15 protein-coding genes and 1 tRNA gene are annotated in these 17,957 nt (G+C 62.8%); 8 read left to right on the top strand and 8 right to left on the bottom strand.

Annotation, left to right across the window (positions count from 1 at the left end):
* Positions 1-25: 25 nt before the first annotated feature.
* The gene (locus VN461_23130) at positions 26-1,420 is read left to right on the top strand and encodes a hypothetical protein (GenBank protein ID HXB57673.1); all 1,395 of its coding nucleotides are present in this window, start codon (positions 26-28) and stop codon (positions 1,418-1,420) included.
* Between the two features lie 182 nt (positions 1,421-1,602).
* On the opposite strand, the gene VN461_23125 is transcribed toward VN461_23130, so the two are convergent.
* Positions 1,603-2,325, bottom strand: a complete 723-nt coding sequence (locus VN461_23125; GenBank protein HXB57672.1) for a response regulator transcription factor — start codon at positions 2,323-2,325, stop codon at positions 1,603-1,605.
* On the bottom strand, positions 2,322-3,161 hold the full coding sequence (locus VN461_23120; GenBank protein HXB57671.1) for a histidine kinase: 840 nt from the start codon (positions 3,159-3,161) through the stop codon (positions 2,322-2,324). Before VN461_23120 ends, VN461_23125 begins: the two co-directional genes overlap by 4 nt.
* A 593-nt stretch (positions 3,162-3,754) precedes the next feature.
* Here VN461_23120 and VN461_23115 point away from each other — a divergent pair.
* The 5 genes from VN461_23115 (at position 3,755) to VN461_23095 (ending at position 9,304) form a co-directional block, all read left to right on the top strand.
* Positions 3,755-4,462, top strand: coding sequence for an ABC transporter ATP-binding protein (locus tag VN461_23115; GenBank protein HXB57670.1), 708 nt, complete (start codon positions 3,755-3,757; stop codon positions 4,460-4,462).
* Between the two features lie 3 nt (positions 4,463-4,465).
* Positions 4,466-5,647, top strand: coding sequence for an FtsX-like permease family protein (locus VN461_23110; GenBank protein ID HXB57669.1), 1,182 nt, complete (start codon positions 4,466-4,468; stop codon positions 5,645-5,647).
* 1 nt (position 5,648) lies between these two features.
* Positions 5,649-6,815: an ABC transporter permease gene (locus VN461_23105; protein HXB57668.1), complete on the top strand. Its 1,167-nt coding sequence runs from the start codon at positions 5,649-5,651 to the stop codon at positions 6,813-6,815.
* Positions 6,816-6,878: 63 nt separating this feature from the next.
* The gene (locus VN461_23100) at positions 6,879-7,961 is read left to right on the top strand and encodes a c-type cytochrome (protein HXB57667.1); all 1,083 of its coding nucleotides are present in this window, start codon (positions 6,879-6,881) and stop codon (positions 7,959-7,961) included.
* Between the two features lie 527 nt (positions 7,962-8,488).
* A complete protein-coding gene (locus VN461_23095) occupies positions 8,489-9,304 on the top strand; it encodes a DUF4214 domain-containing protein (protein ID HXB57666.1) in 816 nt (271 codons plus the stop codon).
* Positions 9,305-10,084: 780 nt separating this feature from the next.
* Here VN461_23095 and VN461_23090 read toward each other — a convergent pair.
* The 3 genes from VN461_23090 to VN461_23080 form a co-directional block, all read right to left on the bottom strand.
* Positions 10,085-10,492 (bottom strand): hypothetical protein, encoded by a 408-nt coding sequence (locus VN461_23090; GenBank protein HXB57665.1) that lies wholly within the window; start codon positions 10,490-10,492, stop codon positions 10,085-10,087.
* Between the two features lie 82 nt (positions 10,493-10,574).
* On the bottom strand, positions 10,575-10,838 hold the full coding sequence (locus tag VN461_23085; GenBank protein HXB57664.1) for a hypothetical protein: 264 nt from the start codon (positions 10,836-10,838) through the stop codon (positions 10,575-10,577).
* A gap of 150 nt (positions 10,839-10,988) precedes the next feature.
* A complete protein-coding gene (locus tag VN461_23080) occupies positions 10,989-13,964 on the bottom strand; it encodes a VWA domain-containing protein (GenBank protein HXB57663.1) in 2,976 nt (991 codons plus the stop codon).
* A gap of 346 nt (positions 13,965-14,310) precedes the next feature.
* Here VN461_23080 and VN461_23075 point away from each other — a divergent pair, with 346 nt between their 5' ends.
* Together VN461_23075 and VN461_23070 are read left to right on the top strand one after the other, a co-directional pair.
* A complete protein-coding gene (locus tag VN461_23075; GenBank protein ID HXB57662.1) occupies positions 14,311-14,652 on the top strand; it encodes a type II toxin-antitoxin system RelE/ParE family toxin in 342 nt (113 codons plus the stop codon).
* Positions 14,642-14,977 carry a helix-turn-helix domain-containing protein gene (locus VN461_23070; protein ID HXB57661.1) on the top strand — a complete coding sequence of 112 codons (336 nt, stop codon included), beginning with the start codon at positions 14,642-14,644 and terminating at the stop codon, positions 14,975-14,977. Before VN461_23075 ends, VN461_23070 begins: the two co-directional genes overlap by 11 nt.
* Before the next feature lie 442 nt (positions 14,978-15,419).
* Here VN461_23070 and VN461_23065 read toward each other — a convergent pair whose 3' ends face one another.
* From VN461_23065 to VN461_23055, 3 genes are all read right to left on the bottom strand, one after another.
* Positions 15,420-16,436 carry a hypothetical protein gene (locus VN461_23065; protein HXB57660.1) on the bottom strand — a complete coding sequence of 339 codons (1,017 nt, stop codon included), beginning with the start codon at positions 16,434-16,436 and terminating at the stop codon, positions 15,420-15,422.
* A gap of 395 nt (positions 16,437-16,831) precedes the next feature.
* Positions 16,832-17,317, bottom strand: coding sequence for a sigma-70 family RNA polymerase sigma factor (locus VN461_23060; protein HXB57659.1), 486 nt, complete (start codon positions 17,315-17,317; stop codon positions 16,832-16,834).
* 499 nt (positions 17,318-17,816) lie between these two features.
* Positions 17,817-17,894 (bottom strand) — tRNA-His (locus tag VN461_23055).
* Positions 17,895-17,957 lie beyond the last annotated feature (63 nt).

The raw sequence follows: 17,957 nt of genomic DNA, 5'->3' as shown, positions 1-17,957 counted from the left end.
GTCATTGGCGAAGCTGCCGCGGGCAATGACGCGCACAGGTGTGGAGCGCGTCGGCATCGTTCTGACCCTGCTCTTCGGCCTCGCGGCGACGCCGTCGTCGGCCCAGGTCGAGGCGGAGCGTTGGACGTTTGCTGCCAACCTGCGTCAGACCTTCACCGACAACCTGTTCCTGATCTCCGAAGGCCCGGGTGATGCGATCTCTGGCGCCACCCTCAGCCTAAGCTACGGCCGGCTCGACCCGCGCTATTCCCTGTCTGCGGTGGGATGGGCGAACGGCCAGCTTTTCAACCAGTATGGTTCCCTTAACGGGGTCCAGTTCGGGCTTGGAGCATCCTTCGAGCCCAAGCTCTCTCGTCGCGTCCGACTGCGTCTGGGAGGGTCGTACGCTGACGGGCTGAATCTCGAAACGCTCTACGCCAGCCGCGTGGGGCTCCCGCAACTCGACCTTAAGTCGGTCGCGGGTGTGGCGGGCCTCAGTTATGAGCTGACGCCTAGCACTTCCGGCACCGTATCCTTCGATGTGACGGGGGTTCGGTATCAGACGGACCAGCTTGTGAACTCTGGAATGCTCCCGGGTGACACGCTCGCTCGAGCGGACTTGCTCGCCCCTCTCCTCCCGAGCCAGCCCCTGGTGCCAGCACCACCCGAGGCCTCCTCGCAGGCGCTGGCGCTTCTGACGGCTGAGGGAGTACAGACCCTGCGACTCGACTATCTGACCTGGCGGATCGGAACGGGCCTCTCCCACGATTTCTCCGCCCAGACACGCGTCACTGTCGGCTTCGGCTACCGACGCACATACGAAAGCCCGCTAGCGTTTGCGGAAGGAGACCAGATTGAAGCAACGGCGGGTCTGCGGAGGGTCCTTGACCAAAGCGCGAATCTGACCCTGTCCTACGCCTATCAAGACAACAACTTCCAGCCTGATCTGCGGATCCACACATTCCAAGCGCATGTGGACAAGCAGTTCAGCCAAGAATTCACTGCCGACGCCGCGCTCGGAGGGAGCCATCTCGAGGGGCCTAGCTCGACCACCTCCGGTTGGGCACCGGTCGGGGGAGTGGGCCTCTCCCTGCGTCTCAAACGCACGACCATCGCGGCCCGCTATGACCGCACGCAGTACCAGGGCTTGATAGTGGGCCGCAGTCAGGTGGCAGACCTCTTTTACGGACTCGTCAGCCAGTCTCTCACCCGTCGACTATTCCTCTCCGCATTTGGCTACTACCGCGAGGCAGGGGATCAATTTGATTCTACCTACGCCTACGACACCATTCTCGCCGGCGCCTCGGTGGGGGCGCGGATCAAGAAACGGGGAAGCGCGGGTGTGAACTACACGTTTGCACGGTTCCACGCCGGGTCGTCACCGGCGGCCAGCCGCTCAGCAGTGAGCGTGTTCCTCGGCTACGCGCGTACGAACAAGTAGCCAGGGATTAGGATGGAGACCCTCTCGGCAAGCGCTTCCGTACGCCACTTGGAGTCGAGCAGGTTGGCAGGCTGCGGGGATCGAAGCCATGACCCTCGGAAAGTCGCGGGCAAGGCAACTAAGCAACCTCGGGAAGCCGTTGGAAGAAGGACGCGTCGCCAGGCTTGAGCCCAGTGCATCCCTTAGAATTTGAGGAGCTGCCGCAGCCGTTGTGATTGGCGCCGCGAAACCTCGATCTGCTCTCCTTTGATCAGCTTCACAACCAGTCTTCCGTCAATCTCGTTGTGCACGCTTTCAATGCATTGTAGGTTAATGACTTGCGAGCGGTTACTGCGAAAGAAGAGATCGGGAGCGAGACCCTGTTCAATTGCCGAAAGCGATCTGAAGACGATAGGCGAATCGTTTCCGAAATGCAGCCGGGTGTAGTTGCCCTCAGACTCCATCAACCGGATATCGGCCAGGCGCACGATCCAGCAGCGGTCACCGTCGCGCACGAAAATCTGTCGTGCGGCAGATCCTTTCACGCCTGCACCGAGGGGCTCGGCCGCAGCCGCGGCCAGAGCCCTGCGCGCCCGGCCCAGGGCTGCTTCCAGCCGGTCCGAGGAAATCGGCTTCATCAAGTAGTCGAGCGCGCTCGCCTCGAATGCCTTTACGGCGTAAGTGTCAAAGGCAGTCGTAAAAATGACCAGCGGAACATCTTCCAACTCCTCCAGGAGTTGAAAACCGTTGCGCCCCGGCATCTCCACATCCATGAGAACAAGATCGGGCCTTAATGTGTTAATGGCCCGCAGGCCCTCCTCCGAATTTGCCGCCTCGCCCGCAATTTCAATATCCTTATATGGACGAAGCAAGCGCCGCAGTGCGTTACGGGCCAGACGCTCATCATCAATGATCAGCGTTCTCATGTACCGGCGGCCCTCGGTGTGAGCAGTGGAATTGTGACCGCAGCACGCACTCTCTCGCCAGTATCCACCCGCAGCGTCAGGCACGCCTGCTCCCCATAGACTAGCTTCAGCCGCTCGCGAGCGTTCTCGAGACCAATGGCCGTCGAGCCGCTAGTCTCTGCCATGGTGCCGGTGTTGGTTACCTCGATGCGGAGAAAGCCGTCATTCACGGCGGCTGCGATCGCCAGCTCTCCGCCGGTCGGGGACTTTGAAATCCCATGCTTCAACCCATTCTCGGCCAGCGTTTGCAGCAACATGGGGGGCACTCTCGCTGAAAGAGCTTCGGGCGTGACCTCGTACCGCAACCGCAATCTCTCTTCGAAGCGAACCTTCTCCAGGGCGAGATAATCTTCGACGGCCGCCAGTTCCTCTTTGAGCGGGACGGTTTCCACGCTGTCCGCGCGCAGGGTATAGCGCAAGAGGCCCGACAGCCGTGTGATCAGTTGCTTCGCACGCTCTTGATCTTCATCGACGAGCTCGCGCAGGCTGTTCAAGGAATTGAAGAGAAAGTGCGGATTCAATTGCGAGCGGAGCGTGCGAAACTGAGCCACCTGAGCCAGGAGCGCCAGTCGCAAGGCCTCCATCTCCGCTGCACGGCGCTTGCGGAACTCGTGCGCGCTGAAGTACAGGGCGCACCAGAGGGAGATAACGAGCACTGCTTGGAAAAAGTGGGGAACCACGCCCGACGAATGCACTTGCTCCTTGCTCAGAAATCCCTGGGCCAGTGCCTGCGCCGAGACCATTGCTACCGGAATCAGTACGATTGCGACACCAAAGCCAGCCGTCAGTTGCGCCACGCTGTGTCTACCATGCCGGTTTACATAGATTCGCAGCACGTGAGTACAAAACAACCCACAACCGCACCATGCCAGGGCACTAGCTGCCAGATCCGCTCCCTTTGGACCTGGCGAAATGAGGTAAATCAAAACCGAGTAGAGGCCCCATCCCAGTAGTTGCGCAACGTAGTAAGCGAAGCGGTCGTAGGCGGCGATCCTTGTCGGTATCGGGGCTAGGTGCGCGGTCACACTCACCATCTTAACCTTGTCAGCCATCGTCGTAGGCGGAGCCGAGCGGCGCCCCGTTCATCCTCGCCAGACGACCGCTCATCCGCCCTCAGGAACCGGTCGCCACAATCGATTGGAAAGACTTCAGCAGATCAGACGATCTGCCATCGGAAGTCGGCTACAACCCCGCTAGAGCGCAGCCGTCGCTAGCCTTGGTGGACAATCGCGGCCCTCGGTACGAGCGCCTCCACGAGCGCAGGCACGAGGTGCCAGCTAGCAATCCGCACACCACCTCGCTCGACCGCTCATCTCGCTTCTAGAACCGCTTGGCCTAATGTCCCGCTGCACGGGCAGAGAATGCGCGAGCATCCAGCGTTAGGAGCCTTGTGCCACCAGCCACCGCCGATATCAAGCCCGGTCCCGTCAGGGTTAGCGTCGAAGAGGTTCGCAAGCTGTACCACCGCGACAGCCAGGAAATCGTTGTTCTCGACCGCATCAATCTCGCCGTCTCGGAAGGAGAATTTGTCGCCCTCATGGGCCCATCTGGTTCCGGCAAGACCACGCTCCTGAACCTTATCGCCGGTATCGATCGTCCAACCTCGGGTCGAGTAACCGTTGCCGGCGCTGATCTTGGGACTCTCTCGGAAGGCGCGCTCGCCGGCTGGCGTAGTCGCAACGTGGGCTTCATTTTCCAGTTCTACAACCTCATTCCAGTGCTTAACGCCGTCCAGAACGTCGAACTGCCGCTCCTTCTTAATCCCCTCGGCGGCAAGGAGCGGCGCGCCCGCGCCCTAACGGCGCTTCGCATTGTCGGCCTGGCTGATCGCGCCTCGCACTATCCCCGTCAACTCTCCGGCGGGCAGGAGCAGCGCGTGGCCATCGCCCGCGCCTTTGTCGCCGATCCCAATCTCCTAGTCGCCGACGAGCCGACCGGCGATCTTGACGCCCATAGCGCGGAAGAGATTCTCGATCTCCTACAGGCCCTGAACCGCGAATTCAAGAAGACCATTGTCATGGTTACTCACGACCCGCGCGCCGCCGAGCGCGCCCGTAGGCAACTCCATCTCCAGAAGGGCGTTCTCGCGAGTGCGTAAGTCATGAAGTTCCTTCCCTTTATCGTCAGTCACTTGCGGCACAACTGGATGCGCACTTCGAGCACGGTATTGGCCATGGCTGTCTGCATCTTTCTCTTCGCTACCCTACAGACCCTTGTCTACGCCGTCAGTGGACAGGTGAAGAGTCCCGGTGCGTCTCGCCTCATCACCCGCAATAACGTCAGCCTGGCCTTCCGCATGCCCAAATCCTATGGGGCCCAAATCGCTGCTGTCCCGGGTGTCAAGCGAGTCTCCATTGCCAACTGGTTCGGCGGCATGCGCGATCTCGCCAAGCCTCGCGATTTCTTCCCGAACTTCGCGGTCGAGGCCGAGGCATTCCTGCCCATGTATCCTGAGTACCATCTGGATCCTCAGCAGCGGCAGGCCTTTCTTGAGGACCAGCGAGGCTGCATCATCGGCAAGGACATCGCAGACAAAGCCAACCTGAAAGAAGGCGACTCCCTTCAACTCCAAAGCACCATGGCGCCCTACCGCATTGGGAAGCCCTTTGAGTTCGTCGTGCGCGGCATTTACAGGGTTGATCAGGCCCGCTTTCCCGACACCAGCGAGAACCTGATGTTCTTCCACTTCAAGTACTTAGACGAAGCCACCGGCAGGAAAATGGTCGTCAGCACTTATCGCGTCGAGATTTCCGATTCCAGTCAGGCCGTCGCCGTGAGCGGAGCCATCGACGCGCTCTTTCGAGACAGCGAAGCGCAAACGCATACCGAGACCGAGGCCGTCTACGCCGCCGGCTTCATCTCCCTCGGTGGAAAACTGGTGTTGCTGCTAAACGGCATCGGGTTGACCGTGATGTTCACGATCCTGCTGGTCACCGCCAACACCATGAGCATGGCCGTGCGTGAGCGCCGCACCGAGATCGGAGTGCTCAAGACCCTTGGTTTCTCGGCGGGATTGGTCCTACGCCTGATCATCGGCGAGGCCATCGCGATTGGGGGGTGCGGGGGCGTGCTCGGTATCGTGCTCGCGCTATTCGCAACCAAGGCCTTCGTTAGGGCCCCCATGATCGGAGATCTGCTCAAGAGGGTTGTCAACGTCGGACTGCCACTTCCGATCGCCGCCCTCGGGATTGCCATGGCCCTTGCGCTCGGCCTAGCCGCAGGCTTTGTTCCCGCCCTTCTCGCTTATCGCTCGCGGATCACCGATCTACTAAGGCAGGTCTGATATGGCGCTACCGCTCACATACACCTTCCGCAATCTGATTGTGCGCTGGAAGGTGACCTTGCTCGCCGTTGTGGGCATCTGCCTGGTCGTGATGGTGCTCATGGCCCTGCTCTCTGTGGCGAGCGGCTTTCAGATGACCCTGCGCGCCACGGGCAGCCCGCAAAACGCTATCGTCGTGCAGCAAGGCTCAACCGCGGAACTCGCCTCCTCCCTCTCCACGGATCACGTCAACCTGATCGCCGTTGATTCCCGCGTGGCCCGGGCCGCGGACGGTGGCCCTCTCGCCTCGCCCGAATTCGTCACGATTGTCGCGCTGCCGAGGCGCGCCGACGGCGTGCTCGCCAACGTCACCGTGCGCGCCGTGACCCCCCGCGCGTTTGCCGTGCGCAATGGGGTCAGCATAGTTCAAGGCCGTGCCTTCCGCCCCGGACTCTACGAAGTCATCGTGGGCAAGCGCACCGCGGAGCGGATGCGCGGGCTCGACCTCGGCTCACACGTCAGCCTCATGCGCCCGACTTTCGAAGTCGTAGGCGTCTTCACCGCCGAGGATAGTTCCTTCGAGAGTGAAATCTGGGGGGACCTCGGCGCCATGGGATCAGCCTTCAACCGCGCTGGCGAGCAAAGCTCTCTGACCCTGCGCCTGACTGATCCCAACGCTCTTGCGGCTTTCAACCAGGATCTCAAGGCCAATCCGCAGTTCCAATTGGAGGCCAAAGAGGAGCGCCGGTATTACGAGGATCAGGCGGGTCCCTTCTCCAGCTTCCTCATTGGCCTCGCGATTTTCGTCTCGGTGGTGATGGGCATCGGAGCGCTGTTCGGTGCCATGAACACCATGTACGCCATCGTAGCCGCCCGCACCCGCGAAATCGGTACCCTGCGCGCCCTGGGCTTCTCGCGTCTCAGCGTTCTCACTGCCTTCGTGATGGAATCAATCTTGGTGGCGCTGATCGGTGGAGTGCTCGGTGGCCTCCTCGCCTTCAGCCTCGATGGCTTCGGCGTCAGCACATTCGGACCCAATATGAGCGAAATCGCCTTTGCCTTCCGCATCAGCCGGAGTGACTGGTTGGCCGCGCTTTGCTTTACGCTCATCGTTGGCGTTCTGGGTGGCTTTCTTCCTGCGCTGCGCGCTTCCCGGCTCCCCATAACGGCGGCATTGCGCGAGGGCTGATCGCATCGCTCGTACCGCCAGTTCACCCGAGGAGACCGCTTGGGAACAGAATGCACTAAGCGCGTGGCGCAGGTGGCTTCGATTCTCGTCCTCTCGATCGTGGCGACTCGCGGGGCGCGCCCTCAGGGCCCGGTCGGCGCGGGCCAGGCGATTCCTACCGCCGGGCGGCGCTTCCGGAACATCCAGGTGCTCAAAGAGATGCCCGCGGACCGTGTGTTCCCCAGCATGAGTTTCTTTGGCGCCTCTCTCAACGTGGACTGCGGTTTCTGTCACGTCGATGGCCCGGACTTCGACAAAGACGACAAGAAGAACAAGCAGGTGGCTCGCAAGATGATGGAGATGGAGCTTGCCATCAACCAGGCGAACTTCAGAGGTCAGCCTGTTGTCACCTGTCACACGTGCCACCGGGGTTCCGCCACGCCCGTCCGTTTCCCCCTGCCGAGCGTAGCAAGGCAAGGCGATGACGACGGCGTAACGGTCCGGGGCGCAGCCTTGTCTGAGGCGGCGAGTGAGATCATCGAGAAGTACATCGATGCGATCGGCGGCGCGGCGGCCGTCGGGAGGATCTCGACATACGTGGAGAAAGGCTCCTATTCCAACAGCATCTTCCCGGGATCATTTGCCTTCGAGGCCTTTACGAAAGCCCCTGGCCAGAGGCTGGAGGTCATCCACTATCCCAGGGGCGACTCGCTTACCGGCTACGGCCACGGTGGGGGCTGGACAAAGAAGTCGAGCGACCCGGCTGATGACATGAGCGCCGCCGCCACCGATTACTTCAGGTCCCTCGCCGACATCGAAGAGCCCGCCCGCATCCGGAGACAATTATCCAACGCTCGCGTTGCGCCCCGCGGCATGATTGACGGCCGCCCGATCAATGTTCTCGTGGGCCTCCAGCCAGATCACCCGCCCATGACCTATTGCTTCGATCGGCAATCCGGATTGTTGGTGCGCGTACTCCGCTACACGCAAACTCCATTCGGCCCTAATCCCGTTCAAGCCGACTACACTGACTATCGGGCCGTGGGCGGAATCAAGGTGCCCTTCCGCCGGACGTTCATCCAATCGAGATCTCAATACACCATTCAACTCCAGCAGGTTCAGGAGAACGTCCGCGTCGATGACGCAAAGTTCGTGAAGCCGATGTGAGTCGGATAGCGGTGTTTCTGCCTTCAAGGAATGCAGTTGACGCTCGATCAGCGGGCTGCGCGAATAGACCTGAGCTAGTATGGTGGAGTTGAGGCCGAAGCTTCTGACTGCGAAGTAGGCCAGAGTAGCGAGACCTCGCCGGAACCGAATCAGGTTTAGCCGAGTGGGTAGCCCTGGCATAGCCGCCGCCCTTTACGTGAGGCTAGCGGTCAGGGCAATCGGACCGGGCAGCGTGTCGCGGCCCCCCTTCCTTGGCCAGCCACTCTCGAGGCGGAACCGCGGTTACAATCGAGGCGGCGATGGGATCTGTGGCGCATGGGAGGCTGCTCCCCGTGTAGGCGGTTCGGCGGGGTTTCGCTGAGAAGGGGGCGAGGACTTGAGACATCGCCAGGGGACCCGGAGCCCGCTCCCGGCGCTACCCTCGCCTGCAGCGCGGCTCCCGGTGACGACCGGGGCGCAAGCGGAGGACAGCGCGCGGTATGAACTGGCAACCGCACGGAAGACGGGCATGATGACAGGAGGAGGCCATGAGACTGACTACCGCCACGCTGGTGGCGATCGCCCTCGGTAGCGCTGCCGGCGGGTCCGTGCCTGGAGGAACCCACGTGAACCTGGCTCTGGCCATCAATGGCGTCGCGCTGGCTCAGGATGACGAGAGCGCGGACCGGGCGATAGACCGGGCGTTCCGGGCCGTCCTCGAGCGCGAGCCCTCTCCCACGGAGCGGCGGCGGTACCGCCTGCTCATGCGGGAGAACGAGTGGGGAGAGGCAGACGTGCGCCGCGACCTGAGTGAACGCCCCGACTACCAACGCTTCTCCAAGGGGCGGGGCGTTGAGCCCGAAGCCGTCATCCGGAAGGCGTACCAGGACATCCTTGGCCGCGACCCGGACTCGGAGGGAATGCGCACCTATCGCAGCAAGATGATTGACGAGGGTTGGTCGGAGCGAGAGGTCCGGGAAGCCCTTCGCCGAAGCGACGAGCACGCTTCGAGTGAGCACCGCTACGCTTCCGCCGACCGGATCATCCGCCGGGCCTACCAGGACATCCTCGGCCGCGAGCCTGACCCAGAGGGCCAGCAAACGTTTCGAAGGCATATCGTCGAGGATGGGTTCGACGAGCACGACGTCCGGGAAGCGCTCCGGAGGAGCCCCGAGAAGCGGCAGAGGAGCGACGCCGAGGCGGCGGACATGGTGCGCCGGGCGTACCGCGCGGTCCTGAATCGGGAGCCGGACCCTACCGGGCTCAGGGACTACAAGGCCAGGGTTCTGCGCGATCATTGGAGCGAGCAGCAGATCGCGGACGACCTCCGCCAGAGCGACGAGTACCGAAGAAAGCGGCGCTAGAGGAGGGAGAGGGCCGCTCCCCTCGCCTTGGGGGGTTCCTTCCGGAGCTGGCGTGTGGCAGGCGGTCAGCTCCGGCTGTTCTCCTCTAGCATGGGCGAGGTCGGCTGGGCAGAGGGAAGTGCAGGAGTGGTTCAGTCCGCCAGCACCAATGGTGGCTCTCCCGCAGCCCGCCGACGCGGCACGGCTCCTGCTGCTGACTGGGGTGCGGAGGGACATGGTCCTCGGCATGAAGCGTGCCGAACTCGAAGACCTCGATGGCCGTGAGCCGCGCTGGGTAATCCCGGGCGGGTTCGAGGGACGCTCCAAGTCGGGGCGTGCTCACGTTGTGCCGCTTTCCCCCGAAGCCCTGGCGGTGCTGAGGCGGCGGTTCGAAGGGACTGCCGGGGAGCTGCTGTTTGCGGTGACGCGCGCAAGCACGGGTAGGGGAGCCGCCCAAGCATCACAATCTGACGTGGTCGTCCCGCGCTGTGGAGGCGATTCGCAAGGCGACTGAAGAGAAACTCGGCCAACGAATCGCGAAGTGGCGGATCCACGACCTTCGGCATGCGATCGCCACGCACCTGCGCGAGGATCTAAAGGTCTCAGGCGACATCGTAAGCCTCATTCTTGGACACACACTCGCTGGACCTCGCGTCACACGGGTCTATGACAGAAGCGAGCTTCTGCCCGAACGCCGTGCCGCCCTTGTCGCCTGGGCATCATGGGTCGTCCAAGCGGGCGGCGGGGAGGCGGTGGTGGTCCCGCTTCGTGGCAGGACTCCAAGAGGGTAAGGCTTTTGCTCTAGTTCGGCGAGAACGCTCTTTCGATCGACTCAAGGAGCCGCTCGTAATGATCATGCCGAAAAGGGACTCTCGCCTCGTGAAATACGGGCTGGGCGATGTGTACAGCCCTCCGAAGCAAATTGACGAGCGAACGACCAATTTCGCCTTCTTCCTTTTCGCTCAGATCTCGTGGAACAGCGATCTGCACCTGAAGAATGCGCTTCTTCCTCCAGAACGTGCCGGTGCGAACTCCGTCATAATCGGGACTAACTAATGACCCCGGCACATGAAAGACGACATCGAGCGAACCCGTCTCGTCCGCTTGACCCTGGCCCGCTAGCCTCTGAATCTTAGAGATCGCGGAGCCGATCTTAGAACTCATGGCCTCAGGTCCGCCACAAATGGCTCCAATGTAGAACAGGGACACTTTCTACGGCTCCTGGCCGAGACGAATGCTACGCCAAGGCTCTTTGTTCCACGGACCCGGCCGCGTCTCGACTAGAGGGAGGTTAGCTCTTGTTCGCCGCAGTATCGGCACGCAACTCACGGACGTATTCCCGTATCACCTCGGCACCTTCTTCCGAGCAAAACTCTCCCGGTAGCCTAGGGGGGAACTCTTCGTCAAGGGATAAACAACGCAGTCGAATAGCTTCTAATCGAGGGTCTTGGAGCGGGAGGCTTAGGAAGTCGTCCCAGTCGTAAGGGCCGGCCGTTCCATCAACAAACCCCTCCAGCGTGTCAGCGACTTGGCTGGCCGTCAGCTTGAACTTCATATACTCCTAATCACCAAGACAACTGACCCCTCAACACTGCAGTGTACGCACCAACCATCAAAGTGTAGGTGAATCCACCTCTCGAGTGGGGGGCGAAATCCGGGGTTGCGGAGGTCGAGCATGAACCACACTCGGCGTATCCGTCGCCGCTCACTGCAACTTGTGGGGAAGGCCGATGACCCTCTCCTCAGTGGTCACGCTGAAACGAAGGTAGCCCGAGTACCGTGTCGTAGCTTGGACAAGGGCCACCCCCAAACCCCCGCCTCCGGTTGCGACCAACGACTCGTAAGTCTCCTCCATTAGATCCGGGACAACGATGCGCAGAGTGGGATCGCGTCGATACTCGGTAACGATGTGGGCCCGGGACCTGTGGTACGGGTCTAGGGGATCGATGTCATACTCGGCATCTGTCTTCAGGACGGTCCCTTGCTGGGGGTCGATCCAGAGGCGGCCCCTGACGGGGGCGCCCGCCCCGGTTTCTCCCACCACGAGCGCCGGCCGGACACGCTCGCTGAAGGCCACGTCCCTGACCTTGGTGCCATGGAACGACCGCTCTCCCTTGAGCTGAAAGGCGAAGCGGTATTGGTTCTCGTGATGTAGGAAGAGGAGCGCCAGCGTTGGTATGTTCAACGTGCGGCGAACGGGCCCCAGGTTGAAGCGCGCACTCTCCTCGAGGATCGCCCGCGCGCGCTCGTGGGCGGTAGCCGGCGAGTCGCGGAATAGACGCACTAGGCGGTCTGCACGATCGCGGATCTTGTTGCCATCCACTTCCCACACATCCCGGAACGTCGCCCAGGGCACGGGTCCAGGGAGCGAGACGAAAAGAACGCCCGCTCGTATGGTGCGCACAACCTGTCTATCCAGGTCGCCGGGCGCATAAACCTGGCGGCACTCCTCCTCGGCGACGATGTTGGTGAGCTCCTGCCCATAAGCCAGAACGTACTGTGCGGCGCGATCCAAAATCGCTGTGAGCTCCGGGGTTGCCGCCGTGACTGGCCCAAGACTCGAAGGGGCCTCTGCAGCGGCTGAGGCGGGCGGCTCCCGGACGCTGAACCCCCGACGGACCTCTTGACTGTTTCCCGCGACGCGGTCATCGACCGTTATCACCAAAGCGTATTGGCCGCCCGGAAGCTGGGGCAATGCTATGACCTGTTGCAAGCGGCCCTCCGGTGAGGGAACGAGCGCGGAGGCAGGAGGCGCGGCCAGCGGGTGGCCTGTCTGATCTTCGAGCACGAAGCGGGTTTCGATTCTGCTTTGGCCCGTGGCGGGGTCCTTGGCAGCACCAAGTACCTCAAAGGTGGCGAGCAACGGGCGGGCCGCCGTTGGGCTGAACTCTTCGTGGGCTACGGGCGCGGGGGAAACCGAAGACTGGGCGTCAACTGAGGCCGTCACCTGATCGGAGAGCACGGGCGTCGAGACGCGAAACACCGTCATGTCAGGCACGAGAATGCGTTGCTCCACCTGGCCGGTTCGCCCACTGGCTGGGTCACGGACGAAGGCACGGACCCGGTAAACGCCTGGAGGGAGGGCGGACTCCAGGCGAGCCAACCGCCAGTCGGAGCCGGTCGGCGGATTCTCTGGAGCGCTCCCACGAGCCCACTGGAGCGAGACATCCTGAGCCTGCGTCTTGCCCCCGTCTCGGGGCGTGGCTTCGAGCCTCAGTTGGAGCGGCGGCCTGGCCACATCAAGGCTCCCTGCCACGAGGCCGGAGACATCGATTTCGGTTACCGTGACCACCCGGTTCCGTTCAGTGGCTAGGGGCTCAAGGACGTAGGAGGCGAGCCGGAGCGGGACGAGTGTCTCCGTCCCAGACCGCGTAATGGCACCTGCGCTGGCCCCGTAGAGGCGGTATCCAGGCCGGGCCCGCGTCGTGACGTCCTTTCTGTCGACGGCTACGCGCAGCTTGCGCCAAACTCCGGGAGGCTTGCCAGCGGGGGGATGGAATCCGAGGAGATAGAAGGTACGCGACTCAACAGCGATCCGCTCCACTGCGGACGCGAGATCCTTGGCATTCCGTACCGAGAAGCCCCCGGTCTGCTCGACCAAGAACTGCGCACCCGCTGATTCCAGGACCCGTTCCTCGTAGCGCATGGTGGTCCAGGCCCGCGGATCGTTCGTCACCTCCGCCTCGGCGACGGACCTCCAGCCCCGGAATGCCTCGGGTCCGTCGAGGTCGACGAAGTAGATGGCGGCGTTGGCCTCGCGCGCGGTCGTTGCGACTTCGCGCAAGTCCGTCGAGGAGTCGTCGAGGAAGCCCTGCGAGACCAGGATCAGCGACTTGCGGCCACGGATGCCCGCGAGCTCCCCGATCCCACGGTGGACGGCGGAAAGCGTCAGGTGAGCGCGGGCGCGCCGCTGGGCGTCAATCTCCGTCGCCCGTGCCTGGATCAGAGCCTCGCAGGAGCGGGCCCCCTCGCAGACCTTGGCATCCTTCCAGCGCCCGATAACGCGCGCCTTGATGCTTGTCCCCAGAGGATCTGGCACCTCCGTCGCTGAACCACTCGGAATCAAATCCGAACGATCAGGCTGCGGCGGCGCGGCGCTCGGGGAGTCTTCGTGGGCGTTGAGCCAGAAGGCTTCGTAATCGGTCATGCGGTCGAGAACATAACTCTCGGCGAGCCGGCCTTGCACCCGGCCAAGGACCGCCAGGAGGTCCTCGCGCCCACTCGGGATGCGGCCGCTCCACCACGCCTCGCCGCTCGTCGTGCCGAGGACAACTGCGTCACCCAGGCCAAGCGACTTGTCAATCATCGTGGCTACGGCTTCGCGTAACTGGGGGGTTTGCTTTCCTTGAACACCCAAGTCGTCCGCGACGATGGCGAACCCGCGACCGGTCTTTCGCGTCGAAGCGGACGTCGCTATTGCGGAGGGTTCGGGTGCCGTCGCCTCGGGTTGGGTTGACAGCGACACGGCCTCGAAGTTCTCGATCTCCTGCCGCTGGCCGTCCTCCTCCACCACGAAGTGGTTCTGGGTGAGCCCACCGACCGGTTTCCCCTTGCCGTCGCTGACGACCACGTCGAGCGTGATGAGCTCGACCTGTGATGGGAACTCCGGTGGGGTGGACGTCTGCGCCCGGCCGACAACGGTTCCTTGGCGCAGCAGCCACACGATGCTGAGAAGGCTCATACCTGCGCTTCGTGCGCGCGAGCTGGCTCTCATGGCTCCGCTCCCGTTCCTTAGTATCCCACCGCGATGTGGAGACTGTCGCGAGGCGGCGGACTTGATAGCGCGTGAAGGCTGCACCCGAGGCGCCGGGGAGCTAGCCAGTCGGCCTGTCGTTCGGTCGTTCTGCACTGTTGCCGGCGAACGGTGTGTCTCGAATCCACCTCAGCCCGAACGAACCGACGCTGCAAGATAAAGCGGGTTAACCCCGCCTTCCGCTCCGTGGCCACTCCGCGGCGAACAAAGGACTTCCAGTTAGGGCGGAGGGTTAACCTGCTCGCGCTTCTTGCGATGTCAGAACTGACATAGCATTGCACGTGAGGCCTCAAGGGATAAGCCGCTTGCCTGGCTTCACGGGGAGGTCAAGACTCCTCCGTTCAGTAAGGGGGCGCGGATTGAGACCGGCTACTTCCTCAGGGAGCTTCAGAGGGGGGAAGATCTGTCGATGCCGCATTCCCGGCCGATGCCGGCCGTTGGCGTCCGCTGCCACGAGCTGAGGGTGGTAGACAAGGGGGTTACGTGGCGCATCGTGTATCGGGTGGATCCGGACGCGATCGTGATTGCTGAAGTCTTCGCCAAGAAGACGGCCAAGAGCCAGGCGGCGGTCTTGGAGGCTTGTCGGAGGCGCTTGAAGGAATACGATGATGCGTAGAGGGAAGACGCTGAGGCTGGAAGCGAAGGGCTGGAGGTTCGGAAGCGCTCAGGAGTTCCTTCGGCTGTCGGATGAGGAGACCGCCTACGTGGAACTGCGGCTGCGGCTGGCGGACAGCCTCAGGCGTCGCCGCCAGAAGCGGAACCTGAGCCAGACGGATCTCGCGAAACTGCTCTGTTCGAGCCAGTCTCGCGTGGCGAAGATGGAGGGCGGCGATCCCTCCGTCTCGATCGACCTCCTGATCCGCTCTCTTCTGGCCCTTGGCGCGTCTAATCGCGATCTTGCCCGAGCCATCTCTGGTGCGTCGCTGCCGAAGGCGAGCTAGGACGCAGTTCAGAAGACAAAGAGCAACCACACAATCTCGGGAGATGTGGTACCCGCAAATTCGCTGATGCTTGGTGCCTGCCTGCTCAGCGCGGAGGGCCGGGCGCCAAGCTGTGATGACATCAACCCAACCTGAACGACCGGTCGCGAGGCATCGGCGTCTGACCTCTGAGACCAGCCAAACTGCGGAATGCCACGATCTGTTAGGGGCGCTCGTAAGGACTTTGGGATCAGGTGGTTAGATCGCCAGGGGCGCTAGAGGGGCGCGCGTAAGTGTGCATGGCCGTTGACTTCACCGCATCGTGAGAGGCGTGCTGTGTACATACGAGGGCGGAAGCCCGAGTATGCCCCACAAAGCGCGCGCGAAGCGCGCGGGCCCGACGCGCCGCTAGGAGCCGGGCAGCCTGCGTCAGGCCCTTCAGCCGAAGCGGTAATCCGAGCGCTCACTGCCGAAGGAGCGTCAACAGCTCGTTGCGGGATCGGGCGACCTCGCCTCGGCGTTTGTTAAGCTGCGACGCAGAGGGCCACCCCAGTGCCGAGATCGGCTGTGCCAAGGCGTGGGCGTCGAGCGCCTTGACGGCTTCAATTGAGCGGTCGTAGGGGCCGCGAAACGCAGTCACCAGCTGGGGTCGTAGCTCGTCGTAAAGCGCCCGGGCCTGTCGCACGCGAGCCCGCATCCGATCCCGATCCGTCAACTGTGACTCCGTAAGGCCGAGCCGTAGGGCCAGCGCCGCGTGGTCAGGTTTGCCGTCAATCGAAGAGAAGTATCTCGCAAGGTATTCGGCGGGGTCATCAGCCTTTTCGGCGGAGCCGATGATACGGCTCAGGCCCTCGACTTCGGTGTCGACGGCCACCCCCCAGTCGAATCCCGACTCGGGCATCTCGTTCACGCTGCGTACGACCTTCGAGAGCGTCGCGCTATTTAGCTTCTTATCAGTGACTGCCTTTGCGATGGCGCGCAGATGGGTGCTGAGCGCTTGGCCCGCCACGAGTGCGCTTAGATAGGGGCCACCCGAGGCGATGTCACGAGAGAACCGAGCGCCGGCCAGCCACGCATCGACAGCGTCCGCCGTCCTTCCTTCCCGTGCCAGCCGCATCCCGAGGAGCACGTTGAGCCGCGCGAGCGCGCGAGCTCGACTAAGGTGTCCAATCGGGGCCGCAGCCAACATCTCAGGCTCTAGGCCCCAGTCACATGAGGGAAGGCGTGTGCCCCGGTGCATCGTCGCCAGCGCCTCTTGATTGCCGTCGACGATCGGCGCCAAGCTGTCGTCCCAGGGCTGCGTGCCGCTGGCAACTCTTTCGAGGCCCTTCGCGAGCTCGCTGTCGGCGGTTGGGTTGTCCATCAAGGCAAAGGCCATCCAGTACCGCAGCGCGGCATTACCAGGGCACGGCAGGCTCTTCTCTGGCGTGGCTCGGAGGGTAGTGGCAGAGAGGAGCATGAACACGAACAGCGAACGCATCGAAATCATTCTCACCTCTATGACTAACAGCGTGCTCTCATTGGTCCCTGTTGAAGTCGCCAAGTTCACTGAGCGCGCTCCCGGGCCGGCGGGGGTTCGGCAGGAGACGGGCGTTCATGTGGTCCAGCACCGCTTCATACTGGCCCGCGCGGAGCGCCGCACCGAGGACGGCCACGGTGGGCAGCGGTACACCACTCCCCGACTTCCGCGACCTTGTGGGGCCTGAGTCCGGCTTCCGCGCCAGGATGAGTGCCGCTGCCACCGCCAACAGTCCCCCCGCCACGGCGACGAATCGCCAGGAACGCCCCATCGGACGTGGCAGGCGCCTGAGGGGCGCTGGGGACCGCGGTCGGAACTGCTTCAGAAAGGCTTCGAGCTCGGGATCATCGGACATCTCAGGACCTCACGAGCGCGCCCAGACGTTGACGGAGCTTCGCGAGCGCGTATCGATAGCGGGACGCCGCTGTATTGGCGGGAATACCCAGTACCTCCGCCGTCTCATCTAGCGTCAGCTCGCCCCAGATCCGTAGGATGACGACTTGCCGCTGCTCGTCCGGCAGGTCGTCCAGTGCCGCCTCCAATTCCGGGACGAGGTGAGAGAGGCCGTTTGGAGCCGTAAACAACTCAAGACCCTCTCGGTGAGCGGCGTCGCGCATCGTCGAACGCTGGACGTTGAGGCTGGTATTGCGCACGGCACGAAACAGGTAGGGTCTAGCATCTGTGGGCAAGGGTAAAGCCGGGTTTGAGAGCAACTTCAAGAACACTTGCTGCAGAACATCTTCTGCGGGCGCCGTGTCCCGCAGAATGGATCGGGCATAGGCGAGAAGGGCTGGCCCGAGCTCCGCGTAGAACGCCTGGATGCGCGTCTCTCGCTCATTCACGAGGCTTCTCACCCCCATCACACCGCAGCCGGGGCTTTTTGTCTAAGCGAGACTCGATCCTGGGCTTTCGAAGAAACTCAGCGACTAGCGGTCGGGTTGCGCACACCGCGGCCCCGGGGCGATTGAGGAGGTGGTGTAGATCATCGTGGAGGTCACGTCTGAGTGGCCCAGGAGCTCATGGATGGTGCGGATGTCGGGTGGACTGAGCTCCCATAACCTACCGGGGCCGTCGTCGCGTCATATCCGACCCTGGTGCGTGGAACGTCTTGAAACAACCCCTGGGATTCGCTCCGTAGGCCCTCTCCCGCGCGGCGCTTGGGGAGTTCTGTAAGGAGCCAGACGTAAGGCGAATCAGTTTTCAGAGACCGTTCTTTGGTCCACCATTTGTTTGAAGGGGAGAAAATGTTCCTATGCGCGGAGTGCTAGCCCAGTGCTAGCCCGAGGCACTCATGGGGCTTTGTGGAGCGTGCATCTCTGGCCGTATTCTATTTATTATGAATGGGGTGGATGACGGGATTCGAACCCGCGACCTCCAGGGCCACAACCTGGCGCTCTAACCAAGCTGAGCTACATCCACCACAGCAGCTGGCGCGCCTGAAGGGACTCGAACCCCTGACCCGCAGCTTAGAAGGCTGCCGCT

This window comes from Vicinamibacteria bacterium (genome assembly GCA_035570235.1).
Lineage (GTDB): Bacteria > Acidobacteriota > Vicinamibacteria > Fen-336 > Fen-336 > DATMML01.
Note: the sequence above shows the minus strand (reverse complement) of the source record. Positions and strands in the feature narration are given on the sequence as shown.

Excerpts from the sequence above, each read along its gene's own strand:
- VN461_23095 (HXB57666.1), top strand. The coding sequence starts at position 8,489 with ATGAGACTGACTACCGCCACGCTGGTGGCGATCGCCCTCGGTAGCGCT.
- VN461_23065 (HXB57660.1), bottom strand. The coding sequence starts at position 16,436 with ATGCGTTCGCTGTTCGTGTTCATGCTCCTCTCTGCCACTACCCTCCGA.
- VN461_23080 (HXB57663.1), bottom strand. The coding sequence starts at position 13,964 with ATGAGCCTTCTCAGCATCGTGTGGCTGCTGCGCCAAGGAACCGTTGTC.
- VN461_23130 (HXB57673.1), top strand. The coding sequence starts at position 26 with ATGACGCGCACAGGTGTGGAGCGCGTCGGCATCGTTCTGACCCTGCTC.
- VN461_23070 (HXB57661.1), top strand. The coding sequence starts at position 14,642 with ATGATGCGTAGAGGGAAGACGCTGAGGCTGGAAGCGAAGGGCTGGAGG.
- VN461_23085 (HXB57664.1), bottom strand. The coding sequence starts at position 10,838 with ATGAAGTTCAAGCTGACGGCCAGCCAAGTCGCTGACACGCTGGAGGGG.
- VN461_23105 (HXB57668.1), top strand. The coding sequence starts at position 5,649 with ATGGCGCTACCGCTCACATACACCTTCCGCAATCTGATTGTGCGCTGG.
- VN461_23110 (HXB57669.1), top strand. The coding sequence starts at position 4,466 with ATGAAGTTCCTTCCCTTTATCGTCAGTCACTTGCGGCACAACTGGATG.
- VN461_23125 (HXB57672.1), bottom strand. The coding sequence starts at position 2,325 with ATGAGAACGCTGATCATTGATGATGAGCGTCTGGCCCGTAACGCACTG.